Source organism: Mitsuokella multacida DSM 20544 (genome assembly GCF_000155955.1).
GTDB lineage: Bacteria > Bacillota > Negativicutes > Selenomonadales > Selenomonadaceae > Mitsuokella > Mitsuokella multacida.
Genome location: NZ_GG697142.2, coordinates 1 through 25560, shown reverse-complemented (window position 1 = coordinate 25560; position 25560 = coordinate 1). Strand labels below are relative to the sequence as shown.

Sequence of the window (25560 nt, the reverse complement as noted above, 5' to 3'; positions counted from 1 at the left end):
AGGCTTTCTTGTCCGAGACTCTTGGATCAGTCCTCAGAATCCGGCATGATCTTGGCAACCATGACGCGGTCGCCGTCTTTATTCTGCAGGATGACGGCCTGCTTGATCGGATTGTGGTTCTTGTCCATCGTGATCGTGCCAGTACCGACCTTGAGGTCTTTCGTCTCCTCGAGGGCCTTCTGGATCTTCTCCGGATCACCGCTACCAGCGCGCTTGATGGCATCGGCAAGCATCTTGCCGGCATCATAGCCGAGGGCTGCGAAGACATTCGGCATATGGCCGTACTTGTTCTTGAATGCTTCGACGAACGGTTTTACGGATTCATCCTTATCGGAGTAATGCGTGCTGAAATACGTGTTGTTGAGGGCATCGGCACCGGCGATATCCGTTACCTTGGAATCATCCCAGCCATCCGTGCCGAGGATCGGGCACGTGATGCCGAGCTCGCGGGCCTGCTTGACGATCTTGCCGACTTCTTCATAATAAGCCGGGACGAAGATGACGTCGGCGTTCGCCGTCTTGAGCTTCGTCAGCGTGGCCTTGAAGTCCTGGTCTTTAGCGAGGAAGGCTTCTTCCATGAGGACCTTGCCGCCTGCTGCTTCGAACTTCTCCTTGAAGACCTTGCCGAGGCTCTTCGAGTAGTCCGTGCTGTTGTCGACATAGATGACAGCCGTCTTAGCCTTGAGGTTCTCGGAAGCGAACTTCGCCATGACCGTGCCTTGCTGCGGGTCGATGAAGCAGCTGCGGAAGACGAACGGCTTGACTTTGCCATTCTCTACCGTGACATCTGGGCTCGTGGCATCCGGTGCGATGATGGGGACCTTGTTGTCCGTGGCGACCTGCGACTCAGCGATGACGTTCGCCGTGACAGCCGGGCCGACGAGGACGGATACCTTGTCGTCCGAGATCAGTTTCGTCGCCGCATTGACGGCCTCAGAAGCCTCGGATTTATTGTCGGCCGTGACCAGCGTGATCTTCTTGCCGTCGACGCCGCCCGCATCGTTGATCTCATCGATCGCGAGCTTGAGGCCGTCGAGCGTTGCCGCGCCGTAGTTGGCGACATTGCCGGTCATCTCGAAGTTCGCGCCGACCTTGATCTCGTTGCTGTCAGCCTGGCTGCCACAGCCGGCGAGCACGCCGCCCATGAGCATCGTGCCCATGAGGACGCTGGCGAGTTTCAAACCTTTCTTGCCGAAATTCATATGAATTCCTCCCTTTTCTCTCCCTAGCAATTCTCTTATTGCGATGAACTTATTATAGTTTACAGAGTTACAATAGTCAACACTTTTGTGCAAAGAAAATGAACAAAAACTTGAATTTTGTTTTTCTAAAGCGGACTTTTTTACCGTTCGTTCAAGGTTTGTACCATTGAGATGGAATTTCCGACTGAAACGTTCACACGAGGAATGTATGGTTTACAGTCTTTCTGTATACAAAAAGAACGCAGCCACAGCTGCGTTCTTCCCTGAATCTTAATCTCGTATGTAAATCTCGATGTCCTGACGGCCGAAGGCCAGTGCCTCCGCCCGCGTGTCGAAAGCCACGTCGATGCGGTGGCCATGGATGGCCCCGCCGACATCCTCCGCCACAGCATCGCCGTAACCGGGGATGTAGACATGCGTGCCGAGCGGGATGATGTCCGGGTCGACCGCGATGATGCCGTGGCGCACGTGTGTGCCGAGCGCCGTGTAGGCCGAGTTGCCCGGGTCATCGGCGCTGTACGCCGTCGCATTGACGTACATGACCGTGCCCTCGCTCTCATCAGAGGACGGCTCGTATTCCCGACCGCCCGAGAGCACCGAGTAGGTTCCATTGCCGCAGACGCCGTCAGCATCGAGCCCGTTCGCCTTCTGGAAGGACTTGATCGCCGCGACGGTCTGGTTGCCGCAGATGCCGTCTGCTGCACCGGTCAGCCACCCCTGCTCGATGAGCAGAGACTGCACTTGACGCACGGCAGGGCCGCGCGAGCCCTGCCGGACGAGGATGGATGACGCCATCGCCTCCGTCGTGCTGAAGAGCAGGAGAAAAGAGGCCATAAGGATTACTAGAACAAACTGATTTCGCAAACGCACACACCTCTCTCAAACGCATCTGTCACGTCTCTTTCATGATAATCTACAACCTCTATTGTACCACATTGCGCAAGACCCGGTCAAAACGCGACTCATTTGACCAGGTGGAGCGGCGCCTGATGCGCAGCATCATGCTCCTCGGGCCGCGCCTCGCCGCGCTGCACCTGGAAGCCGTGATGGCAGATGTTCAGCAGGATGCCCATCGAGGCCATCGTGACGAGCAACGAGGAGCCGCCGTAACTGATGAACGGCAGCGGGATGCCGACGACGGGGAAGGTGCCGCTGACCATGAAGAGGTTGCCGGCCGCCTGCCCGACGACGAGCAGCATGATGCCAAGCGTCAGGATCTGGCCGTAGATGTCGTGCGCGCGCGCGGAGATGTAGTAGCAGCAGACGGCCAGCATGAAGAACAACGCGATGACGAGCAGGACGCCGAGGTAGCCGTGCTCCTGCGCAAAGATCGCGAAGGCAAAGTCCGTATGCGCCTCCGGCAGGTACTCGTACTTGCTGACGCCCTCGCCGAGGCCCATGCCCCAGAGGCCGCCCGAGCCGATTGTCGACATCGACTGCACGGCCTGATAGCCGACGCCCTGCGCATCGCTCCAGGGGTCGTACGTCGTCTTCACGCGCAGCAGGCGGTACGGCTGCCAGACGATCAGGCCGATGAGGGCCGCGATGCCGACGAAGAACAGCACCTTGACCTGTTTCCAGGGAATGCCGACGAGAAAGGCCATGAGGAACGGCACGCCGAAGACGATGCAGGCCGTGCCCATATCCGGCTCGAGCTCAACGAGCGCGGCCATGAAGAAGATGATCCAGTACGGTGGCGCCTTGAGCAGGTCAATCTTCCTCTCGTGCTTCATCATCACGGTCAGGAAGCGCGCGGCAATCAGGATGCCCGTGAGTTTGGCAAACTCCGCCGGCTGCACGCTGAAGCCCGCAAAGGAGAGCCAGCGCCTTGCGCCATTGACGACCACGCCCGCGAACAGGACCAGGATGAGTGCGCCGACGGTAACGAGCAGCAGCCACTTCGTGATGCCCTGCCAGCGGTGGTAATTGACGCGGCTGCAGACGAAGCAGACGAAGATGCCGAGGACGAGCCAGACCGCATGGCGGATGAGGAAGTAGTACGGATTGTTGTAGCTCGTCGTCGCGAGGACGAAGCTCGAGCTGAATACGTTGATGGTCCCCAGCAGCAGCAGGACAGCCATGATGACGATGACTGGCTCCGATTCATTGCGCCAGGGCGTCTTCCGGATCAGCATCAAAATGCCCCCTTCATCCCTTATTCGAAAATGACTTCACAGCGATTGATCTTCTCGCCGAAACCGCTGAACTTGCGCTCGTACTCCGTCATGATGTTGTCCGGCCGGTTCTCTGCATGGAGGTCGTACGAGACGTCCTGCACGCGGAGCCCTGCCTCCTCGAACTGCTCGAGCGAGAAGTCGAAGAGCGGGCGGTTGTCCGTCTTGAAGTGGAGTTCGCCCGGCTTCTTGAGCAGGCGGCGGTACTTCTCGAGGAAGCCGACGTGCGTGAGGCGGCGCTTGGCATGGCGCTTCTTCGGCCACGGGTCGCAGAAGTTGATGTAGAAGCGGTCCACCTCGCCCTCTGCGAAGATGTCCTCGATGTGATTGATGTCGAAGACGAGCAGGCGCACATTCTTGAGCTCCCTCTCCGCAATCTTCTTGGCCGCCGAGTAGAGCACGTCCTGCTGCATCTCGATGCCGATGTAGTTGATGTCCGGATGGAGCTCGGCAAGCTGGCTGATGAAGTCGCCCTTGCCCGTGCCGAGCTCCACGTGGAGTGGCGCCTGGCGGCCGAAGATCTCGCTCCACTTGCCCTTCTTCTCCTCGCCGATCTCCTGGTCACGGCTCACGACGAAATCGTCGAATTCGTGGATGGCTTCGTCCACCCACGGTTTTCTTCTTAAACGCACGATGTGTCTCCTTTATCGTATTCTTTTCTTACTTCTTTTCGAGGTTGTACTTCTTGAGGTAGCGGTAGAGCGTCACGCGGCTGACGTTGAGGAGGTTCGCCAGGCGGCTGACATTGCCACCAGCGGCCTGCCATGCCTTGACGAAGACGTCCTTATCTTCCTTCCACTTGTTGTCCGGCTTGACGTCGCCCATGAGGCTGATGTCATCCGGGGCAATCGTGTCCTTCGCCGTATTGAAGAAGGCGTATTCGAGCACACTCTGCAGCTGCTTGATATTGCCCGGCCAGTCGTAATGCTTGAGCAACTCATCCGTTTCCGGAAGGATGCGCTTCGGCTTCATCTGATGCTGCTCGGCGAGCTCCGAGATGATGTGATCCGCGAGCTTCGGGATGTCCTCGCGGCGGCTGCGCAGAGGCGGTACGCGCACGACACTCTTCGAGACGATCTCGTAGAGCTCCGGCGCGAAGAGGCCGCGCTCCGTCAGGCGCTTGAGGTCGCTGTCGCAGGCCGCGATGATGCGCACGTCGATGTCGCGCTCGACCGTCTCGCCGATGCGGTGCGTCTTGCCCGTCTTGAGCGCCTTCGCCAGGGCGACGGCAATCGAGCGCGGCATCTTCTCGATCTCATCGAGGAAGAGCGTGCCGCCCGAAGCGAGTTCCAGACGGCCCTGGTGGCTGACATCCGGTCCCATGACGATGCCGAAGAGCTCCTGCTCGAGGATCTCAGGCGTCGCGTCACCGCAGCGCAGCGTGATGAGTGGACCGGCCGCGCGTGGGCTCGCCTGATGGATGCCATGTGCCATGCGCTGCTTGCCCGTGCCGGCCTCGCCCTGGATCAGCACGTGGTGCTTGTTCTTCGCCACACGGGCGGCCTTCGCGCGAACGCTCGCGAACGTCGTGCCCTCGCCGACCATCGAGTTGAGGCTGTACTTCGCCGTGTAGCCCGCCGCGTGCGCGACGAGCGTCCTGAGGTCCTCGATGGGCATCGAGACGACGACGACGGACTCGACGGCGCGGTCTGCATCGCGCTCGAGCGGCACGACCGTCGTGATGTCCTCATATGTCTTCTTCGGCGTAATCCACGTGACTTCTTTGTTATAGGACGGCACGCCGTTGAAGCCCTTGTAGATTGGCGTATGCTGGTAGTTCATGATGACGTCGTTGAGGTTCGACGTGCACTTCTTGTCATCCTGCTTCTTGGCGCCGATGCCCTCGAGGCGTGTGTGGCCAAGCCTATTAGCATAGGCGACCTCGCCGCCCGGCATGACGTGATAGACGGCAAAAGGCGTCGCATCGAGGATGGCCTCCTCCGCCTTGATGCGGACGGATTCCGTCAGATGCGCCTCGAGCGCGTTCTTCATCGTCAGGAGCAGGGCGATGATCGCATCCTGCGGCATCGGCACCTGTTCCATCGAGACGAGCGTGATGATGTAGTGGAATTCACCGTTGACCTTTATCGGTGCCGAACAGGCATCGCCGAGCTGGCACTCCTTGACCCACATCTCCGGGCCGAACATCCAGAACGGCGTCTGATGCGCGTAGGCCACGCTGATACTCGACGTGCCGACATCCTCGACGCCGACGCGCACGCCCTCGATCTCGCCCGGCGTCATCTGGTAGAACGGCAGCGAGTAGCTCTTGAGCACGCGGCATTCCGAATCGATGAGCAAGAGCGAGAGGTTGTACTCCTGGAAGAACTCCCGGATGTCCTCGCTGAGACCGCTGAGGTAGTCAATCGCATCCTGGTTCTTCGCCTGCAGTACGGTGAACTCCTCCTTCGGCAATTTGCGCGATACGTCCATCTTCTCCGTGCCGATGCCGAGTTCCCGGCTCTTCAGCCAGGATTCTGCTACCCACGGATGGACATTCGGGTCGAGCACGCCTTCTTCTACGAACTTGCGATAATAGCCCTCGAGCTTCTCTCTGCTGCGATGTTCTCTTATCACATCAATCCCCCCTTGAACAAAATCTCATGATATGTGATGGTACGATGATTATCTACTGTCTTTACAGGTTTACAATTCTCCATAAAAGCAATAAGACTGCACCTTATATTTTAACAATCATCCTCTCCGCCTGCAATTCTTTTTGCAAAAAAGTTTACAAAACGGTATAATATGCAGAGAATATATGTAAATCGAAAAGGCAGGGAATCTCCATGGCAAATCAGTATAAGAAACTGCAGAAAAAGCTCTATGAGAAGAATAAACCCGACGACAAGAAAAAAGAGCCGAAGGTCGGCAAGGATTACCCAATCCTGATCCTCATCGGCCTGACGATCTTCATCTGCTTCATCGGCTGGGGAAATCTCGACAACATGAACCGTGCGATGTACGTCCTGCTGCTGGTCTCCCTGGTCCTGACGTATGTGCGCCGCCATGCCAAGCTCTCCGAGACTAAGGCCATCTACGTGGAGCGAGCCAGCGCCGCGAGCATCGGCCTTGCAATCGCGCTGTTCTTCATCGTCCTCTACTACCAGTTCTTCGGTTGATCCCGAAAAAAAGAGCTCTGACAATGTCAGAGCTCTTTTTCTATCGCGATCTTGCCACGGATTCAGAGGACAGCCGTGACCTCCACCTCGCAGAGTGCGCCGGCCGGCAGGTCTTTGACGGCCACGCAGCTGCGCGCCGGTTTCGAGACGAAGTGCTTCGCATAGACTTCGTTGAATGCCTTGAAGTCCGCGATCTCCGCGAGGAAGCACGTCGTCTTGATGACGTGACTCATGTCCGTGCCGGCTTCCTTGAGCACGGCCTCGACATTGCGGCAGCACTGCTCTGCCTGCTCCTCGATCGTCGTGGCGACGATCTTGCCCTCGGCCGGATTGATGGCAATCTGGCCCGAGCAGTAGAGCACGCCGTTCGCTTCGATGGCCTGGCTGTACGGGCCGACGGCTGCCGGCGCCTGATCCGTATGGATGGTTTTCATGGTAATTCCTCCTCATGAGCGAGATACAATCTGTCTCTATTCTACATCATGAGGCGCCGCGTTACAAGTTTACAGTCACTCGCAGCAGCTGGCCTTCATGCGCGGCACGACGATGTGGCCGCGCGAGACCTCTTTGCGGTGGCAGTGCGGGCACTCGTTCTCGATGATGCCCGTGTAGCCGCAGACGGGGTCGCGGTCAACCGGGTGGTTGATGGAGAAGTAACCCATGTTGGCATCATGCATCGCGCGGACGACAGCCTCGAAGGCCTTGACGTTCTTCGACGGGTCGCCGTCCATCTCGATATAGGCGATGTGGCCGGCATTCTCGAGCGCATGATACGGCGCCTCGATGCGGATCTTGTCGATGGCCTTGATTGGGTAGTAGACCGGCACATGGCTGGAGTTCGTCATGTACTCGCGGTCCGTCACGCCCGGGATGATGCCGTACTTCTTGCGGTTCGCGCGCTGGAACTGGCCGGCCGTCGACTCAGCCGGCGTGCCGAATGTCGACCAGTTACGGTGCTCCGCCTCCGTGTAGGCATCCGTGCGCTCGCGCAGATGGCCGACGATCTTGAGGCCGAGCTGCTGTGCTTCCTCGCTCTCGCCGTGATGCTTACCGACAAGGGCCTTGAGGCACTCGGCAAGGCCGCAGAAGCCGATGGAGTACGAGGCGTGCTTGAGGACCTCCTTGATGGAGTCCGTCGGCTTGAGCTTCTCGCTGTCCATCCAGACACCCTGCCCCATGAGGAACGGGTAGTTGTAGACGTGCTTCTGCTCGATGATCGCGAGGCGCGAGAGCAGATAGTCGTGACTGAGGTCGATGTAGTGGTCGTAGAGCTCCCAGAACTTCTTGAGGTCGCCCTTGGCCTCGAGCGCGAGCTTCGGCAGATTGATCGTCGTGAACGAGAAGTTGCCGCGGCTGCCCGACTCCTCCGGGCCGTTGATGTTGCTCATGACGCGCGTGCGACAGCCCATCGTCGCGACGACGCTGTTGTAGTCACCCGGCTTGTAGTACTGAAGGTTGTACGGCGCATCGATGTTGACGAAGTTCGGGAACAGGCGTTTTGCGCTGACCTTGCAGGCCTTGAGGAAGAGGTCGTAGTTCGGGTCGCCCGGGTTGTAGTTGACACCCGCCTTGAGCTGGAAGACTGAGATCGGGAAGATCGGCGTCTCGCCGTAGCCAAGACCGGCCCAGATGGCGTTGAGGACCTCGCTGATGACGAGGCGGCCCTCAGGCGACGTGTCCATGCCGTAGTTGATGGATGAGAACGGCACCTGCGCGCCGGCGCGGCTGTGCAGCGTGTTGAAGTTGTGGATCAGGGCCTCCATCGCCTGATGCGTCTCCTCGACGACATCGGCGCAGGCCAGATGGTAGATGTTGTTCGCATCGACGACGACGTCCGTCGTCGGCTTGTGGTACTCGTCCACGAGGATGGCATCGAGGGCCTCGACGACTGCCTCGATGCCCTCTTTTGCCTTCGGGTCGTCGTCGTTCTCCGTGAAGTGGCAGCGGTCCATTGCCAGATGCTCGCCAAAGACCTTCTTGAACGCACCGTAGTCGCGGAACAGGTCCATGCCGAAGCGATAGATGAGCGCCTTGTGTGCCTCGTCGAAGATGGCCTTGCGGAAGGACTTGCGCACGCCCTCTGCCATCGCGTAATCAAAAGCGTTGATGCTCTGGCCGCCGAACATGTCGTTCTGGTTCGACTGGATGGCGATGCAGGCGAGCGACGCGTAGGCGCGGATGGAATTTGGCTCACGCAGGAAGCCGTGGCCCGTCGAGAAGCCGCCGTGGAAGAGCTTCAGGAGGTCGATCTGGCAGCAGTTGAACGTGATCAGCGAGAAGTCCTTGTCGTGGATGTGGATGTAGTTCTCGCGGTCCGCCTCTGCGTACTCCTCGTCGAGCACGTAGTTGTCGACGAAGTGCTTCGCACCCTCAGCGCCGAGCTTGAGCATGATGCCCATCGAGGCATCCGTATTGATGTTCGCATTGTCGCGCTTGAGGTCGGAGTCGACCGAGTCCGCGAAGAAGATGTCGCGGTACGATTCCATCAGATGCTTCTGTGCCGCGCGGCGCTCCGCATGCTTCTGGCGGTAGGTGATGTACTTCTTCGCGATGTCGTAGAAGTCGTACTTCATGAGCTCCTGCTCGACGATGTCCTGGATCTCCTCGACGCTGACGTTGTCGCGGTCCTTGATGTCCCATTCGACCTGGCTCGTCACCTCGTCGACATCCTTCTCAGACATCGTGTTGCCGCCGTCGGCATTTGCTCCGGCAATGGCGTGGTAGATCTTTTCGCGATTATATGGCACGGTGTGGCCAGAACGTTTCGTTACAGTCTTCAGATTCATGTGATTCTTGCGCCGCGAGCTTTCGGCTCATCTTGTGCAGCGCCTCTGCGCCTCCCCTATATGTAGTGGTCCGTTTCTTGATGACAGGTATATATTGTATCAGAGATGCGCATCTCTGGCAATCATGAAATTCACACGGACAGACGTGGAAGCACTCGCTCAGGCTCAATCTCACCTTCCCGCACGCCGCCTGTGGCCCATTCTGAAATTGACGAACGACATGATTTCAGGTAAAATGTATCGGGATTTTCTTATCAATATGTATGGACAGCTGCCCTGCGTTCGGCAGCTTCGAACTGAGGTAATGGCATGCAACTTTCTACCGAGAGACAAGACCGTCTCATCCGCTGGCTGACGGCAGCCGGTATCTACTACATCTGTCTGATCGCGTTCTACATCGACATCGGGCAGGACATGGGCGCGGAGTACTTCATCCCCGTCTTCCTGCCCGTCATGCTCGCGCTCGTGCTCGTGCAGTACGGCACGCACGTCCCCCTCTTCTCATGGGCGACCCTGCCGAATCTCTTCACAGGACTCGCCTGGTGCAGCGCTTTCCCGCTGCTCTACACCTGGACGTATCATCAAGACTGGTACATGTCGAAGATCTGCTTCGACTTCCTCGTCGGCACCTCGCTCTTCCTGCTGCTCACCGCGCTTGAGGGCGCGCTGTTCCGGCTCGGCCACGAGAAGATCATCGCAGCCCTGATGGCGCTGCTGAACCTCTTCGGCATCGTCATCCCCTTCATCCAGTACGCCTACTACTTCATCGTCTGGCACTGCCTCTCGCCGGCCTCGCTGATGGCGCTCTACCTGACGAACTGGCGCGAGAGCATCGACTTCATCGAGTCGAACGTCGGCGTCATCCCCGCCTGCATCATCATCGCGGGACTCGGCCTCTTCCTCTACGCCTGCTGGCGCGGCCACATGACGTTTGCACGCCGACTCGAACAGGAGGACTCGACGGCGGGCCGCATGGGCGCGCTCGCACTGCTCGTCATCGGCTCGCTCATCTCGCTCTTCTGGTACGTGCCGCAGACCTCGATTGCCGACCTCTGGAACGATGTCGACACCTACGTCAAGCAGACGCAGACCTACAGCCTCAACTACGAGGAGCGCTTCGCGAGCATCTCCGTCGAGGGCACGCAGACGCTCGCGGCCAAGGCCCCGGGCACGGTCATCGTCGTCATCGGCGAGTCGGCCTCACGCAACTACATGAAGGCCTTCACCAAGAACTATGCCTACGACGACACGCCGTGGCAGAGCCAGCAGGAAAATAGTCCCGACTTCCTGTTCTTCCAGAATGCCTACTCCTCCTGGTCGCAGACCGTCCCCGTCCTGCAGCGCGCCCTGACGGAGCAGAGCCAGTACAACGGCAAGGAGTTCTTCAACTCCGCCTCCATCCTCGACGTCGCCAAGAAGTCGGGCTACGACACCTACTGGTTCAGCAATCAGGGCCGCTACGGCCAGTACGACAGCGCCATCACGCTCGTCGCCAAGACGGCCGACCACGCGGAATGGACCGACGACTCCTACAACTTCTCCGACAAGTACGATGAGACCCTGCTGCCATACCTGATGCAGGTCGATCCCAACAAGAACAACTTCATCGTCCTGCACATCATGGGCAGCCACATCTACTACAACAACCGCTACCCAGAGGGCTTCAACAAATTCCAGGGCGAAGAGGGCAGTTCGACGATGACGTCGGAAGCCTCGTATGCCAACAGCATCCTCTACACCGACTACATCCTCTCGCAGGTCTTCGACTACGCCAAGAAGAACCTCAACCTGCAGGCGATGGTCTACTTCTCCGACCACGGCGAGAACCTGACGATCTCCCACAATCCGGACGTCTTCAGCTTCGACATGGTCCGCATCCCGATGTGGATCTACCTCTCGCCGTCATACCAGGCCGCCCTGCCGGGCCGCACGGCCACGCTCAGGAGCCATGAGAGCCGCTACTTCACGAACGACATGCTCTACGACACGGTCTGCGGCCTGCTCAACGCCCCGTCCGAGCACTACGACCCGGGACAGGACTTCACGAGCACAGCCTACCGCTTCAACCGCGACAACCTGACGACCATGCTCGGCCAGTACAAGCTCTCCGCCGACCCGGACGGCACACCAGAACAGTGATAAATGAACAAACAGGCCCTGCCGCAATGCGACAGGGCCTGTTTGTTCATGCAAAAAAACCGCCCTTTCAGGACGGTTTCAGGCACATGACGCCAAAAACAGTATACTATTGGATAGAGTACTCCCCACGCACAGGAGAGTCTTGTTTTGACAACGAAAGCCATCTAAAACTAAAAAAGGATGTGACACCATGCTTCATATCGCAATCTGTGATGACCAGCCCGACCAGATCCGCTCCATCCGGCAGTCATCTGAACGATATTTCCAAGATAAACAGGATACTGTATCATACGAGACCTTTGACAACGCCTTTTCCTTCGTCGACACAATCAATCAGGGTGCTATCTTCGATATCGTCCTGCTCGACGTCTGCATGCCGGGCATCCTTGGCACGGAGGTGGCACAAGAACTGCGCAAGTTCAGCAGCAGCACGGAGATCATCTTCCTGACGACGAGCGATGAATTCGCCATGGATGCCTTTGCGGTCAAGGCCACGGACTACCTGCTGAAGCCGTTCACGCAGAGCCAGTTCAACCAGGCGATGGACCGGGCCATCGCCTTCATCCGCCAGCGCAGCAGCGCCAAGATCATGCTGCGCCTTGTAGGCGGTGGACTCTGTATCGAGGAAATCTCGCAGATCCTCTACTTCGAGAGCCACGGCCACATCCTGCAGGTCCATCTGGCGGACGGTACCGTACTCGAGACACGCAAGTCCGGCCAGGAGATAAAGGATGAGCTCGACAAGATTGCGTCGGGACAGTTCGCCTCACCGAACAAAGGCTATCTCGTCAACCTGGCAGCCGTCCACATCATCAAGGCGGATTACGTGGAGATTGCAGGGCAAAAGCTCCCGCTCGGCAAGCGCAAGTACAGGATGTTCCAGGAAATATATTTCCGATTCATGTTCTCATCGACTACGATCTGACGCCTCAGCGAGCAGCGGCACCTGGAGATAGGTCATGAACCAGCCGTCTTTCTGCTGGCAGAAGACACTCGCCTTGTACTTATCGCAAAAGCGGGACAAGGACTTCATGCCGATGCCATGCCCCTTGACATGCGTCACGGGCAGCCCCTCCTCATCGAACTCGACAGGCGCATCAAAGCGATTCTTGACGAGCACGTTGATGACATCACCTTGGCACATCGTCATGACGGCGATATGGCGTGCAGCAGGCGGTTGTTTCTGGCTCGCAAGCAGGGCATTCTCCACGAGATTCGAGAGCACGATGGAGAGGTCGCCGCTGAAAGAGAGCTCTTCTGGCAGGTCAATGGCAGCTGTCACCGGAATGGCGAGCTCCTTGGCCCGCGCGAAGTAGACCGTTAGCGCCGCGTTGATCAGGGTGTTCTTGCAGTACTGCGGCAGCTTCGTGCGGCTGAACTGCGCGCCGAGTGCCTCGATACAGGCCAGCGCTCCCTCACGGTCCCTCTGGCTCACGAGTGCGAGCAGATGGTCAATATGGTGCCGCCGCTTCTCGTAGATTGAGGCCATGCGATGCCTCGACTCCTCTGACATCTTCACATAACGCGCCGTTGACACGAGCTGCCTCTGCAGCTCGTGTTCTTTTTCGAAGACCTGCAACTCCCGATAGACCTCACTCTGGCCGCTGCGGATGCTGGCCATGAGCAGGATGATGACGATGAGCAGCATGAAGCGCGGCAGCAGCAAGGCAAAGACCTGCTCCTGCGAGTTGAGCAGGCTTAGGTAGAGCGACTCGATGGCGAGCAGCACAGGGAGCAGCGTGATGATGCGCCAGTAGCGGCGCGTCGAGGCCATCTCGAAGTGGCGGAACGTATCCGTGAAGAAGCGCAGCAGGATGGGAAAGATCAGCAGCGACAAGATGCCGTAGAGCAAGATCTGCTCAAAGTAGAGGCTCGGCAACAGCTTGTCGGGGAAGGCCATCAGCAGGATTGCGCGCGTAAACGTGTAGATGATGCTCGAGAACAGGATGCGGAAGGCCGCGATGAAGATGTGGCCTGCCCAGAAGCGGCGCGTGAAGCTGAAGGCCAGCAGGAACTGTGGCACCCAGATGAGGTAGCCGAGCAGCCAGTAGGCAATCTGATGCGATGGGAAGATCGCCATAGAGACGATCACCGTGACGAGATGTGCCTCCAGCACGATGAGCAGGCACCAGCAGATGACGAGGCGCTTCTTCTGCGCTGCTGTCAGGAAGCGGCGGAACGGCAGGATCTGCAGGAGCGCAAAGGGCTGCAGGATCAAGACGTAGATCCAGGTGACGCCAAACGTCGTCATATCGAAGCTCAACGGCGCTCCACCTCCTTTCTCAGGGCGCGCAGATGCCGCTCCGCCTCATCGTAATGGCCGCTCTCGATGAGCTCGGCCAGCACGCGCAGCTGATGGCGGCTGTCGTGGCGAAGGATGGCGAGTTTCTGCTGCTCCTCCTGCAACGTATTGGCATAGTCGTGGATCTCACGAAGATGCTCCTGCATCTTCATGCTGCGCTCTTTCGCGTGGAACATGTATTGTACCTGGCGAAAGCCGCTGCGCACGGAGATGACGAGGATGCCTCCGATGATGACGAGGATGCCTCGGCTCACCAGCATGTAGAGATGGACGCCCGACAGATCCTGGACCTGCTGGAGCAGATCCACATAGCCCATGCTCCCCTGGTAAAAGGCAAGGAGCAGCGGCACGAAACCGAGATACTTCCAGAACGATGAGGCCGTCCACTGTGCCTTCATGAGCTGTTCCCGCGTGAAGAGCCTGCCGAGCAGCCATATCATCCCGGGGAAGCTCAGCAACAGCAGGGTGAGATAGCAGATGAAGTACAGGCTGGCAAAATAAGTCATCTGCATCCAGATCTGTTTGAGGAGCAGGACTGTCGCCGTGTGGATGAATACCGCATAGATGGCCTGTATCCCGAGCACGAAGAAATGGCGGAACCAGAAGGGCCGTATCGTGAACATCAGCAGCAGGAAATACGGCCAGTAGCATACGAAGTAGAGCTTTTGGAAGGCATTGCCCTGCATCGGCGCATGGCCCGACACGAAGAGTGCCGTGACGAGCAGGAACTCGACCACAAAGATGATGAGATGGCCGGCGATCAGGATGCGCTGCTCGCGCAATGTCGCGATGATGCGGAATGGATAGTAGCGCAGATAAGCCATCGGCAGCAGCGAAAAGCAAAACAAGAATACCGTGACGAAAACATTATCCAAGCACATTCCTCCTTATCGCGAATCCTTCTAGGTATAACTCCTGAGCATCACCCCTGCTCGACGCCGCTGCCATCGAAGTGCGGCACGAACTTCGTGTCGGCCGTGCGGCCCTGCTGCACGTAGCAGTGCGTGATGCCGAGATTCAGGGCATGGTCGACGACCGACTGGTACTCAAACGTCGTCAGCCGGCGGTTCATGCCCTTGTGCTCCGCCGCCCGGTACATCGGCGTGTACTGGTTCATCAGGGAAATCTGTACCGTGTCGCCGAATGTCTCATGAATCCAGTCGAGCACGCGCATGCTCTCATGGCGGTGGCCCGGCAGCACGAGGTGACGGATGATGACGCCCCTCTTGAGCTGCCCGTCCGGCGTAAACTGCAGCGGGCCGACCTCCTCGTACATGCGCGCGATGGCCTTCGTCGCCACGGCGAAGTAGTCGGGCGCCAGCGAGTACTCGCGCGCGCTCGCCTCGTCAGCGTACTTGAGGTCCGGCAGGAAGATATCGACCTCCCCGCGCAGGGCCTCGATAGTCTCTTCCGTCTCATAGGCACCCGAGTTGTAGACGACAGGCAGCTGGAAGCCCTGCTCCTTGGCCATATGCAGCGCGTGCAGGATCTCGGGCACGTAGTGCGTCGGTGTCACGAGGTCGAGCGTCGCCGCGCCGCGCGCCTGCTGCTCTAGGAAAATCTCGGCGAGACGCTCGTCCGTCACCTCGATGCCGCGTCCCTCATGGGAAATCTCATGGTTCTGGCAGAAGCAGCAGCGCAGGTTGCAGTACGAGAAAAAGACGGTGCCCGCCCCTCGACCATCGGCGCCCGTGAGGCACGGCTCCTCCCACTTGTGCAGGGAGACGAGCGCGATGCGCGCTTTCGCGCCCGCGCCGCAGAAGCCCATCCGCTGCGTGCGGTCCACGCCGCAGCGGCGCGGGCAGAGCTGGCAGTCTTTCAGTGAAATCATTGTTCTTTCTCCCTTCATCGGCTCAGCGGCGTCCCTCGAGCTTCGACGCGTCGAGGATTGCGCCGTACTTCGGGCGCCACCACGAGATGCTGCGGACGCCGTTGATGTAGTCCTCCATCGCCTGCTGGTCGATTGTCGGCGGCTCACCGCCGTCGACGGACTCCGGCACGAGCGGCACCGTGTCCGCCTTGCCGATGGCATGGCGCGTGATGAAGAAGCCGTAGTTGACGCCCTGGCGGTTCGTCCGCGTCAGGCTCGAACCGACCGCCATGTACGAGAACCCCTTCGGGGCAATGAGCTCGTAGATAGTCGGCATGATGTCAATCTGGCTGCCCGCCGCATCCGGCAGCAAGGTCCCCTTGTGGATGCCCTTGCCCGTGATGATGAAGGGGATGCCGTAGCGCTCGTACATCGTCGGCGTCTTGTCGATGTTGTAGCGGTCGCCATGATCGCCGACGATGACGATGAGGCTCTCGGGGCACTTCTCTTTGACGGCCTTGACGAACTTCGCGAGCTCGCGGTCGGCGTACCAGTAATGACCGAGCTCCTTCAAGAGCTCCTCATCCTGCTGGTGGTCCTCCGGCAGTGCGGCGCGCACGGCCTCCTTATCAAAGCCCTTGGCCTCGAGGTCGAGATCGTACGGCGAGTGATTCGAGGCATTGAGCAGGACGTTGAAGCTCGGCGTATCCGGGTCGAGACCGTCGAGGACCTTCTCGTAGAGCACCTCATCCTCACAGCCCCAGACGCTGCCCGGCACATCGCCGAAGTCGCCGCGGCTGTAGAAGTGGTCAAAGCCCTGTGCCTGCGTGAAGGCGCCGATGCGCTCCCAGGTGGACGACCCTGCATACCAGAAGTTCGTCGTGTAGCCGAGCTTCTCCATCTGCGGGGCGCTGGCCGTCGGGTACGGCGCGGCGAAGGACTCCGGCATCGTTGTCAGGTAGAGGTTGGCATCGGCGAAGTCCGTCACGACGCCCGTGACAGCCGAGACCGTGCTCGCACCATTTGGCAGGAACGTCGGACAGTAGTCCGTGTCATCCTCCGCGATGAGGCTGCGCATGCCATGCGAGATGGGGATATCCTCGTACTTGTCGAGCAATGGCCAGTTGGCGAAGCTCTCCGACAGGATGACGATGACTTGCTTCGGCTTCTCGACCTGCGGGCCCTGCGCTTCCTTCGTCAGGTAGACGTCGAGGTCATCCGTATCGGCGGGCTTGCCCGAAAGGCGCGCCGCCAGATTGCGGATGTCTTCCGTCGTGAAGTCGAGGCCGTTGCAGGCCAGCATGCGCTCATTGAGGTTGTAGGCGCGGTAGATGGCCTGCACGTTGTCGAGGATGGCCTCATTGAGGAACTCGTCCTTCGTGACGCCGGCGTTCTCCCAGTTGACGGCCGTCTGCCAGCCCAGGCTGCCGCCGAAGATGCCGAGCAGCACGGCGATGTACGTCAGGTAGAGGAAGGCCAGCCGGCCGAGCCAGCGCACGGGCGCGGGCAGACGCACGCCATCCATGCAGTCCTCGAGCCAGCTGCAGCGAAGCAGTGCGCGCAGGCCGCGCCAGAGAACATAGGCGAGCAGCAGGGCTCCTGCGAGGCGCACGGGCAGGTAGTACTGCTGCACCATCGTGATGAGGAGCGCGTAGATATCGTCGTTAGCGCCCGTGAAGAGCATCTGGTTGAAGTTCGCATGGAACTGCCGGTAGAATGGGAAGCTCGCGACAAAGAGGATCGAGAGCACCGAGAGCAGCACGCCGTTGAGCGCGAGCACAATGCGCCGCTCCCAGCGCGGCCAGAGATAATGGAGCAGCAGCCCCGGCACGAAGCTCACGAGCGTCAGCGCGCCGGCCGTCTGCATCGAGAGGCGGAAGCCGCGCCATAGTGCGAGAAAGATGTCGTGGCCGCCCGTCGAAGCTCCCATATACGGTGCCAGCCACGCGATGAAAAAGCCCCGGAAAGCGGAAAGGACTGCGAGGTAAAACGCAAATACCTTCAGTCCTTCCAGGATGCCCGTATATAGAGTTTTCCAAGTAAACCGAGACCGAGTAAACCGCGAAAGCCATGCGGGCATAGAGAACATCATGGCAGGATGATCTCCACGCCGTACGAATCCGCTGCTGCGCGGATGTCTGCTGCCGGCTCCGAATCCGTGATGAGACCCGAGAGCGTGTCAAGCGTCGTGTAGTTGTAGTTGCCATCCGTGCTGAGCTTGCGCGCTTCGGCCACGACGTAGGCTTTCTTGCTGTGGCGGATGATGGCGGCCTTGTTGATGCCGTCATCGATGTCGTACGTCGAAACACTGTTCTCCTTGACGTCGACGCCGACTGCGCCGACAAAGGCGATGTCCGGCTTGAGGCGCGAGATGAAGTCGAGCGTCATGCCGCCCCAGAAGCCATCGCGGCTCTTGTTGATCTTGCCGCCGGCGAAGACCACGCGGATCTTCGGATTGCGCGCGAGCACGACGAGGATGTCGATCATGTTCGTGACGACCGTGACCTCAAGCTCCATCTTGACGAGGAGCTCTGCGATGGCGAGGTTGCTCGTCGAGATGTCGAGGAAAACCATGTCCTTCTCGTGGATGAGCTTGACGGCAGCCTGCGCGATGCGCTGCTTAGCCTCGACGTCCGTATTGCGGTGCTTGCTGACCTCGACCATGTGACTGTTCTCGCGGATGCGCACAGCACCGCCATACGTGCGTTTGAGCTTGCCCTTCTTCTCGAGGGCACCGAGGTCCTTGCGGATGCAGTCCTCCGTGACCTTGAATTTCTCACTGAGGTCACGGACGCGCACCTTGCCGTCGCGTGCCAGCATGCTCAGGATGATGTCCTGACGTTCTTCCAAAAACATATTGCTCACTCCTATGAAACCAATTCGCATTTATTGTTTGCTCTTGTTGTACGATTATTGTACTAGATAAGAGAAAAATTATCAAGCCTTTCTGCAAAGAATCTCTCATATCCTCTGATAATGCGTGCGAATGAGCAGGATTTTGCCGATTCTGTGCACTATCCCTGACGAACGAGCTATTGATCCGGATGCTCCGCGGCGAGCGCCTGCAGGGCTGCCGTATCGTCGGCATCCGTCAGCACGAAGAGCGCATCGCCCGCCTGCAGTACAAGGTCATCGCGCGGCGCAAGCTCATGCGGCCCGCGGCGCACATTGACGAGGACGCAGCCCGACGGCCAGAGCGCATCGGCAGGCGTCTTGCCGTCGAGAGCCGACTTCACGCCGACCGACAGCTCCAGGAGGATGCGCCGATGGCGGATGCGGCTCGCGATCTTCTTGCGCACGGCCAGGCTGCGCGCGAGCAGCATGTCGTAGACGGGCGCGCCGCCCGTGAGGTCCGCGACGAGGTAGGCCGTCATCGAGACGATGATCAGCGCGAGCATGTGCTCAAAGGAGCCCGTCATCTCCATGATCAGGATGCTGCCCGTGATCGGCGACTTGACGACGGCCGAGAAGTAGGCAGCCATGCCGAAGACGATGCAGTTGACGGCAAAGAGCTCCGGCATCCACTGAAAGAAGATCGCGACCTTGGCAAAGACAGCGCCGCCGACTGAGCCGAGCACGAGCATGGGCAGGAAGATGCCGCCGGGCACGCCCGAGCCGAAGCAGACCATCGTGAAGAGGAATTTCGCGGCGAGCAGCAGGACGAGGAACGCGAGCGTGTAGTCCGTCACGACGAGCGAGTCGACGAGGCGGCTGCCGCCGCCGAGGACCTGCGGCAGCACGAAGCCGAGGACACCAGCGCAGAAGAGCGGCACGACCGGCCGCCAGCGCGCGGGCACCTTCTTGTAGAAGTCCTGCGAGCGCGTGAGCATCGGGTTGAACGCGAGGCCCAGGAGGCCGACAAATGCGCCGAGCAGGATGAGCAGAAAGTACATGTCGCCTGTGTCGATGACCGGCACGACGCCCATGTGGAAGACGGGCTGCATGCCGAAGAAGTACTGCGTGACCGTCGTCGCCGTGACGGCTGCCGAGATGGCCCCCATGAGCACGAAAGCCGAGAAGTTCTTCGTGAGCTCCTCCAGGCAGAAGATCACGCCGGCGAGCGGCGCGTTGAAGGCCGCCGCAAGGCCCGCGCCCGCGCCGGCCGTCAGCAGGTAGTGGCTCTCCGCATACGAGCGATGCGTGAGGCGGCCGAGCCCCTGTCCGAGGCAGGCACCGAGCTGGACGCTCGGGCCCTCGCGGCCGAGCGACATGCCCGCGCCGATGCCGAGCACCGCACCCGTGAACTTCAGCACGAGGACGCGCGCCCAGTTCATGTCCATCTCGCCGAGCAGGATGCCTTTGATCTGCGGGATGCCCGAACCAGACGTCATGCCGTCCTTGCTCACGATGCGATAGAGGATCCAGCTGCAAAGGAAGAGCGCGAGGAACCAGATCGGTATCCAGACGATGTGCTCTGGCAGCCAGCGGTAGAGCACGGGCAGGTACTCCTCTGAGAGCTCGAGCAGGTAGCGGAACAGTGCGATGACCATGCCGGTCGCCACACCGATGATATTGCCCTCAATGAAGAGGCGCAGCTTGAAATGACGCGGGTCCGTCATCATGGTCATGGCACTCTCGATGCGCCTGTGCATGATGCTCCCCCTTTCGATTCCATCATCTAACCATCCATCCAATCATCTAAGAAAACATGAAAACATAAAAAAAGCGCTGTACCGAAGTACAGCACTTTGTCATCGTTATTCTGCAGTAAACGGCAGCAGTGCGATATTGCGTGCGCGTTTGATTGCGACCGTCACCTGACGCTGATGCTTAGCGCAGTTGCCGGAGATACGACGCGGTAAAATCTTGCCGCGCTCCGTAACGAAGCGGCGCAGTTTTGCAACGTCTTTATAGTCGATATGATCGACCTTGTCTACGCAGAACGAGCAGACCTTTCTACGAGGTCTTCTGCCTCTGTCACGTCTCATCAAAGTAATTCCCCTCCAGTCTTAAAATGGGATTTCTTCATCAGGGATAGACGGGCCAAAAGAACCTGCATCCGCCGGCTTCGACTGCGGCTGCGGCTGCGGCGCCGGAGCACCAGCACCAGCACCAGCACCGAAACCACCTTCGTGCTGGACCGAGCTTCTCGAATCGAGGAACTCAATCTCATCGGCTACGATTTCCGTCACATAACGCTTCGAACCGTCCTGTGCCTCGTAGCTCCTGACCTGGATGCGGCCCTCCACCGAGATGCGGCGGCCCTTGATCAGGTTATTACCACAGATCTCAGCAAGCTTGCGCCATGCCACGATAGGAATGAAATCCGCCGTCGGCTGGCCGTCATTCGCATCTCTGCGAGCAAAACGACGGTCAACAGCCAGTGTGAAGGTGCATACAGCCACACCAGACTGCGTATAGCGGACCTCAGGATCACGAGTCAGACGTCCAATCAGTATTGCCTTGTTCATGAGGTATGCCTCCCTGACACCCATATGGTGTAGTACATCTTAAAGAACTTTTACAAGTCTCTCGCTCACTCTTCGTCGGACTTGACGATCATGTGCTTGAGGAGCTCGTCCGTAATCTTCATGACACGGTCGCACTCAGCAACGCATGCCGGCTCACACGTAACGTTGAACAGGCAGTAGTAACCTTCCGTGCAGTCCTTGATCTCATAAGCAAGACGCTTCTTGCCCCAGCGATCTTCTTTATCGATAGTACCACCGTTGTTCTGGATCAGGTTGCTGAACTTCTCGATGACAGCGTTCGTTGCATCCTCTTCCATCGGTTTCACGATAAATATGACTTCGTACTTTCTCACGAAATCACCTCCCTCTTTGGTCTTTGGCTCCCCTACTACGAGGAGCAGAGTTACATCTTCGCTTTTCAGCGACTAAACAAGTATACCACGAACGGCGAGCGAATGCAAGCATAATTAATGGTCGAGGCAGTCGCGGTGATGGCGCGCGAGCTTCTCGGCAGCCGTCGTATTGCCACCGCGCAGCGCGAGCACGACGCCGGCCGCAATGAGCGCGAAGCCGATCCAGAAATAGAGGGTGACGGGCTCTGCGAGCAGCAGCCAGCCGAGGAACGTCCCGACAATCGGCTGGAAGAACATGAAGAGCCCCGCAAGAGAAGCATCCATGTAGAGGAGGCCCTTGTTCCAGAGGCAGAAGCCAGCCGTCGTCGAGATGAAGCCGAGGTAGAGCACCGAGCCCCAGACGGACGGCGAGGCCATCGCCGCGTAGTCCGCCGATGATAGCAGCCAGTAGAGGCCATACGGCGTCAAGGTCAGGAAGGCGATGAGCACGCTGTAGAACGTCACCGTGATGACGGAGTACTTCGAGAGGAACTTCAAGAGGACCGACATGAAGGCCCAGGTGACGGCCGCCACGAAGAGCGAGGCGCCGCCGAGGGGATTGACCGTGAAGTTATCGGGGTCAAAGACGACGAAGAGCACGCCGATCGTCGCTAGAAGGACCGAGGCGATGCGCCCCGCCGTGAGCTTCTCGTGCAGCAGGAAGTAGCCGAAAACGACCATGAAGGCCGGCGTCGCTGCCGTGATGACCGAGCCCGTCTGCGCAGAGGTCATCATCGTGCCCGTCTCCTGCGTCACGATGGAGAGCACCTGCCCCGAGAGCGCCGAGAGCACGAGGAGCTTGCGGTCCTTCTTGTCGATGTGCCAGGAGGAGTGCGTAATGAGCATCAGGATTATCAGTGCCAGCAATGCCGTGCCATAGCGCATCCAGACGAGCGGCACAGGCGGGATGACGAAGATGGAGAGCCGCACGGCGATGAACATGCCTCCCCAGATGCTCCCCGCCAGAGATAAGAAAAACGATCCGATGACGAGATTGCGCAAAATATCCCCTCCTGCTCTTCAGGACCCCATTGTCCTGCAAAAATACAATATGAAACGAGCTGATATCGCACTCATTATAGCACAAGCCGCTCGATTTACAACCCTTCGCAAACGTGATACGATGAACAGGGATTATCATCTATATTATTTAGATAGGATTCCCAGAAAGAGGTGACCTCATCACATCATGGATACTGCAAACCTGCGCCTCATCTTCGTGCTGACCGACCTCATCGCACCGCTCGCCGTCGGTTACTTCCTGCACCAACGGCACCTCGTCTCCGGTGAGGCCATCAACAAACTCATCCGCTTCAACGTCGTCTGCATCTACACCGTGCTCGCGCTGCTGAGCTTCTGGGTCCTGCCGATCTCGTGGAGCCTGCTGACCGTGCCGATCTTCGGCTTCCTGCTGATCCTTGTGCCGGGCGCCATCGGCACCGTCGCCTTCGCCCGCCATTTTAAGAGCTGGCTCGACCGCGGCGCCTACATCGCGAGCGCCATGCTCGCGAACATCGGCACGCTCGGCGGCGTCTGCGCCTTCATCCTCTACGACGAGCAGGGCTTTGCCTACACGCAGCTCATCGGCACGTGCCAGAACATCCTGCTCGTGCTCGTCATCTTCCCGATGGCCCAGTACTGCTACATGAAGCACACGCATGCCGTCCGCAAGACCGACCGGCTGCACAGCTTCTGTGACATGTTCTTCTCGCTCAACCAGCTGAGCCTCATCGGCATGGCCGCAGGACTCCTGTTCAACGCCTGCGGCATCGAGCGGCCGCCTGCCCTCGCACCGGTCTTCCAGGGGCTTGTCCACATCGCCGCCTGGATTGCCATGCTGCCCGTCGGCTTCCTGATTGACTTCCAGCAGGTGCGCCGCTACGCGCACAGAGTCCGCTCGCTGACCGCCCTGCGCTTCCTGATCACGCCGGTCCTCTTCGGCGTGCTGATCTACCTCTTCGTCGACGAGCCCGTCACGCAGGGCACGCTCGTGATCTGCTCCTTCTGCCCAACGGCCATCAATGCCGTGCTGACCTCGCGCCTCTACCACCTGACGACCGACCTCGCCGTCGCCTCCTTCGTCATCACGACAGGCCTCTTCCTGCCCATCCTCTTCCCAGCGCTCTTCTTCCTTCTGCGCTGACTGCAATGACATTGGGTAGCAAAAAAGCCGTCTCAAGATTCACTGAGAATCCTGAGACGGCTTTCGTTTTCTCGTTATTCCGCGTCAATGCTTTCCTGCGCGTTTTTTTTGCGCTTATGGCGTACGTAGAGCACCGCGATGACGACTGCGGCGACCACGACGAAGGCGATGCTCGCCTCATGGCCGATCTGCGTCAGAATCTTCCAGCTCTCGCCGAGCATCATGCCGGCGTAGAGAATCAGCGCCGTCCAGGGCAGTGCACCGGCAAACGTCAGCACGAGGAATTTCTTCATGTCGACATGGGCAAAGCCAGCCGGCAGCGAGATGAACGTGCGCACGACCGGCAGCATGCGGCTGAAGAACACGGCCTTGAGGCCGTACTTGTCGAACCAGTTCTGCGCCACATCGACATGCGACTTCTTGATGAAGAAGTAATGGCCATAGCGGTCGACAAAGCTGCGCCCGCCGCGATGGCCGACGAGGTAGGCAAAGATCGAACCGGCCATGCCGCCGACCATACCCGCCGTCAGGGCGCCTGCAAAGGTCAGCTGCCCCGAAAAGATCAGATAACCCGCAAAGCCGAGGATGAGCTCACTGGGAATCGGGATGCAGGCATTCTCCGCAGCCATGAGGATGGCGATCGCGAAGTACCCCCACGAGGCAATGAACTCCAAGAACATCGTCGAAAACTGTTCCATGTTTGCAAGTCTTCCTTTCTCTTTATCGATATCTCAAACTACACCCATTATACATCACAATCTGGAAAATACAAGGAAAACGGTCACGCAAACACGCCCTGGAACGCGCTCTGCAGCAGGCCCACCACACCGAAGAACAGGAAGATGCCAGCCGACAGGTAGCGCATCTTCTTGGCCGGCAGTTTGCGGTGTAAGAAGGCTCCCGCCAGGATGCCGAGGCTGTCGGCAAGCACCATGCCGACGACAGCGCCCGCGAGGACCATGAACCACGATTCATACTGTGCGGCCATGGCCATCGCCGCGAACTGCGTCTTATCGCCCATCTCGCCGACGATGAAGGTCATGGCGACCGTCAGCAGCGGGCCGAAGCGCGACGTTGCCGCTGCTTCCTCTTCTTCCTCATCGTCACCGCGCAGCGTCCAGATGCCAAAGCCGATGAACAGACATGAAGCGATGACGGTCATGAGATGAACGGGGATCAGCTGTCCTGCCAGCGAACCCACCGCGACCGCCAGCGAGTGAACGACGAAGATGCCGAGTGTCATGCCAGCAAACACCGACTGCCAGCGGTATTTGGCCGTGAACGCCATGACGATGAACTGTGTCTTATCTCCGAGCTCTGCGAGAAAGACCACGAGGAACGACGCGAGAAACGCCTCCATTGCATACCTCCTGCTATCCTACAAAAATCATGATACAAAAAAAGCCCGCAATGCGGGCATGATGTCAAGTGGTGCCTCAGAGCGGAATCGAACCACTGACACGGGGATTTTCAGTCCCCTGCTCTACCGACTGAGCTACCGAGGCAAGATGGCGACCCGAATGGGACTTGAACCCATGACCTCCGCCGTGACAGGGCGGCATTCTAACCAACTAAACTACCGGGCCATAATATTATTTGGACTCTCATCAATAATTGGTGGCTCACCCGGGATTCGAACCCGGGACACCCTGATTAAAAGTCAGGTGCTCTGCCAACTGAGCTAGTGAACCAAACGTGAGCGTCGAAATTCACTGCTGCAATTAAAGTAGATATCCTAATGTGTCACTCACAGGATATAATTATACAGATGTTCCACCGAGCTGTCAAGCATCAATTCGAGAATTTCCCAGAATAATTTCCGAAAAAATATCGAACGATATAGTAAAAAAAGCTCCGCCTCAGCGGAGCCCTTGCTTAACCGGCAACTTCCTATCCTCCCAGTCCGTCTCCAGACAAGTACTTTCGGCCTCTGAATGCTTAACTACTGTGTTCGGTATGGGAACAGGTGGAACCATTCAGGCATCATCACCGGATATTCTATTGAATGCTTGCACATTCAAAACTATACAGAAGAAACTACTTTGCGAACATTTCAGTTCTCTAGTTAAGCCCTCGACA

Annotated in this window: 23 protein-coding genes, 3 tRNA genes and 1 rRNA gene; 4 read left to right on the top strand and 23 right to left on the bottom strand. The window is 58.7% G+C overall.

The annotated features are described in order from the left end of the window. Positions 1-26: 26 nt before the first annotated feature. The 5 genes from MITSMUL_RS06910 to MITSMUL_RS06890 form a co-directional block, all read right to left on the bottom strand. Positions 27-1202 carry an ABC transporter substrate-binding protein gene (locus MITSMUL_RS06910; RefSeq protein ID WP_005841251.1) on the bottom strand — a complete coding sequence of 392 codons (1176 nt, stop codon included), beginning with the start codon at positions 1200-1202 and terminating at the stop codon, positions 27-29. A 270-nt stretch (positions 1203-1472) separates the two neighbouring features. Further along, complete coding sequence (locus MITSMUL_RS06905; protein WP_005841249.1) at positions 1473-2036, bottom strand: peptidoglycan-binding protein; 564 nt, start codon at positions 2034-2036, stop codon at positions 1473-1475. Between the two features lie 128 nt (positions 2037-2164). Continuing rightward, positions 2165-3337: an FtsW/RodA/SpoVE family cell cycle protein gene (locus MITSMUL_RS06900; protein ID WP_005841248.1), complete on the bottom strand. Its 1173-nt coding sequence runs from the start codon at positions 3335-3337 to the stop codon at positions 2165-2167. 20 nt (positions 3338-3357) lie between these two features. Further along, a complete protein-coding gene (gene trmB, locus MITSMUL_RS06895) occupies positions 3358-4008 on the bottom strand; it encodes a tRNA (guanosine(46)-N7)-methyltransferase TrmB (protein WP_040635998.1) in 651 nt (216 codons plus the stop codon). A 28-nt stretch (positions 4009-4036) separates the two neighbouring features. Further along, positions 4037-5953 carry a sigma 54-interacting transcriptional regulator gene (locus MITSMUL_RS06890; protein WP_005841243.1) on the bottom strand — a complete coding sequence of 639 codons (1917 nt, stop codon included), beginning with the start codon at positions 5951-5953 and terminating at the stop codon, positions 4037-4039. A gap of 212 nt (positions 5954-6165) precedes the next feature. Between MITSMUL_RS06890 and MITSMUL_RS06885 the strand changes: the two genes are divergently transcribed. Beyond that, a complete protein-coding gene (locus tag MITSMUL_RS06885) occupies positions 6166-6498 on the top strand; it encodes a hypothetical protein (protein ID WP_005841239.1) in 333 nt (110 codons plus the stop codon). A gap of 62 nt (positions 6499-6560) precedes the next feature. Here MITSMUL_RS06885 and MITSMUL_RS06880 read toward each other — a convergent pair whose 3' ends face one another. Both MITSMUL_RS06880 and MITSMUL_RS06875 read right to left on the bottom strand, forming a co-directional pair. Continuing rightward, complete coding sequence (locus MITSMUL_RS06880; protein WP_005841237.1) at positions 6561-6932, bottom strand: RidA family protein; 372 nt, start codon at positions 6930-6932, stop codon at positions 6561-6563. Positions 6933-7007: 75 nt separating this feature from the next. Further along, entirely contained in the window at positions 7008-9284 is a 2277-nt protein-coding gene (locus MITSMUL_RS06875; RefSeq protein WP_005841235.1) for an anaerobic ribonucleoside triphosphate reductase, read from the bottom strand. Positions 9285-9593: 309 nt separating this feature from the next. Here MITSMUL_RS06875 and MITSMUL_RS06870 point away from each other — a divergent pair, with 309 nt between their 5' ends. After that, entirely contained in the window at positions 9594-11423 is a 1830-nt protein-coding gene (locus tag MITSMUL_RS06870) for a phosphoethanolamine transferase (RefSeq protein WP_005841232.1), read from the top strand. 190 nt (positions 11424-11613) lie between these two features. Beyond that, a complete protein-coding gene (locus tag MITSMUL_RS06865; RefSeq protein WP_005841231.1) occupies positions 11614-12348 on the top strand; it encodes a LytR/AlgR family response regulator transcription factor in 735 nt (244 codons plus the stop codon). Here MITSMUL_RS06865 and MITSMUL_RS06860 read toward each other — a convergent pair. The 10 genes from MITSMUL_RS06860 to MITSMUL_RS06820 all read right to left on the bottom strand — a co-directional run bounded on the left by MITSMUL_RS06860 (position 12331) and on the right by MITSMUL_RS06820 (position 22340). Next, positions 12331-13686: a GHKL domain-containing protein gene (locus MITSMUL_RS06860; RefSeq protein WP_211205233.1), complete on the bottom strand. Its 1356-nt coding sequence runs from the start codon at positions 13684-13686 to the stop codon at positions 12331-12333. The two genes, MITSMUL_RS06865 and MITSMUL_RS06860, sit on opposite strands and share 18 nt — an antisense overlap. Further along, positions 13683-14600: an aminotransferase-like domain-containing protein gene (locus MITSMUL_RS06855; protein ID WP_040635997.1), complete on the bottom strand. Its 918-nt coding sequence runs from the start codon at positions 14598-14600 to the stop codon at positions 13683-13685. Before MITSMUL_RS06855 ends, MITSMUL_RS06860 begins: the two co-directional genes overlap by 4 nt. A gap of 47 nt (positions 14601-14647) precedes the next feature. After that, positions 14648-15556, bottom strand: coding sequence for a radical SAM protein (locus MITSMUL_RS06850; protein WP_147652969.1), 909 nt, complete (start codon positions 15554-15556; stop codon positions 14648-14650). Between the two features lie 22 nt (positions 15557-15578). After that, positions 15579-17465: an LTA synthase family protein gene (locus tag MITSMUL_RS06845; RefSeq protein WP_244944580.1), complete on the bottom strand. Its 1887-nt coding sequence runs from the start codon at positions 17463-17465 to the stop codon at positions 15579-15581. A 158-nt stretch (positions 17466-17623) separates the two neighbouring features. Further along, on the bottom strand, positions 17624-18391 hold the full coding sequence (locus tag MITSMUL_RS06840; protein ID WP_040635996.1) for a DeoR/GlpR family DNA-binding transcription regulator: 768 nt from the start codon (positions 18389-18391) through the stop codon (positions 17624-17626). Positions 18392-18567: 176 nt separating this feature from the next. Beyond that, positions 18568-20127 carry a ClC family H(+)/Cl(-) exchange transporter gene (locus MITSMUL_RS06835; protein WP_005841225.1) on the bottom strand — a complete coding sequence of 520 codons (1560 nt, stop codon included), beginning with the start codon at positions 20125-20127 and terminating at the stop codon, positions 18568-18570. Between the two features lie 105 nt (positions 20128-20232). Then, positions 20233-20463, bottom strand: coding sequence for a 30S ribosomal protein S18 (gene rpsR, locus MITSMUL_RS12350; protein ID WP_199497607.1), 231 nt, complete (start codon positions 20461-20463; stop codon positions 20233-20235). Between the two features lie 21 nt (positions 20464-20484). Beyond that, a complete protein-coding gene (locus MITSMUL_RS06830; RefSeq protein WP_040635995.1) occupies positions 20485-20946 on the bottom strand; it encodes a single-stranded DNA-binding protein in 462 nt (153 codons plus the stop codon). A 65-nt stretch (positions 20947-21011) separates the two neighbouring features. Then, complete coding sequence (gene rpsF, locus MITSMUL_RS06825; protein ID WP_005841221.1) at positions 21012-21299, bottom strand: 30S ribosomal protein S6; 288 nt, start codon at positions 21297-21299, stop codon at positions 21012-21014. 114 nt (positions 21300-21413) lie between these two features. Then, positions 21414-22340 carry a DMT family transporter gene (locus tag MITSMUL_RS06820; RefSeq protein ID WP_040635993.1) on the bottom strand — a complete coding sequence of 309 codons (927 nt, stop codon included), beginning with the start codon at positions 22338-22340 and terminating at the stop codon, positions 21414-21416. Positions 22341-22527: 187 nt separating this feature from the next. Between MITSMUL_RS06820 and MITSMUL_RS06815 the strand changes: the two genes are divergently transcribed. Beyond that, positions 22528-23481 carry an AEC family transporter gene (locus MITSMUL_RS06815; RefSeq protein ID WP_005841218.1) on the top strand — a complete coding sequence of 318 codons (954 nt, stop codon included), beginning with the start codon at positions 22528-22530 and terminating at the stop codon, positions 23479-23481. A gap of 74 nt (positions 23482-23555) precedes the next feature. Here the strand turns inward: MITSMUL_RS06815 and MITSMUL_RS06810 are convergent, their stop codons facing one another. The 6 genes from MITSMUL_RS06810 to rrf form a co-directional block, all read right to left on the bottom strand. Then, positions 23556-24179, bottom strand: a complete 624-nt coding sequence (locus tag MITSMUL_RS06810) for a DedA family protein (RefSeq protein ID WP_005841217.1) — start codon at positions 24177-24179, stop codon at positions 23556-23558. A gap of 83 nt (positions 24180-24262) precedes the next feature. Further along, positions 24263-24841: a TMEM165/GDT1 family protein gene (locus tag MITSMUL_RS06805; RefSeq protein WP_005841216.1), complete on the bottom strand. Its 579-nt coding sequence runs from the start codon at positions 24839-24841 to the stop codon at positions 24263-24265. Between the two features lie 69 nt (positions 24842-24910). Continuing rightward, a tRNA-Phe gene (locus MITSMUL_RS06800) sits at positions 24911-24986 on the bottom strand. Between the two features lie 4 nt (positions 24987-24990). Beyond that, positions 24991-25067, bottom strand: a tRNA-Asp gene (locus MITSMUL_RS06795). A 29-nt stretch (positions 25068-25096) separates the two neighbouring features. Beyond that, positions 25097-25172 (bottom strand) — tRNA-Lys (locus MITSMUL_RS06790). A 186-nt stretch (positions 25173-25358) separates the two neighbouring features. Then, positions 25359-25475: ribosomal RNA gene (rrf, locus tag MITSMUL_RS06785) — 5S ribosomal RNA — on the bottom strand. Positions 25476-25560: the final 85 nt, after the last annotated feature.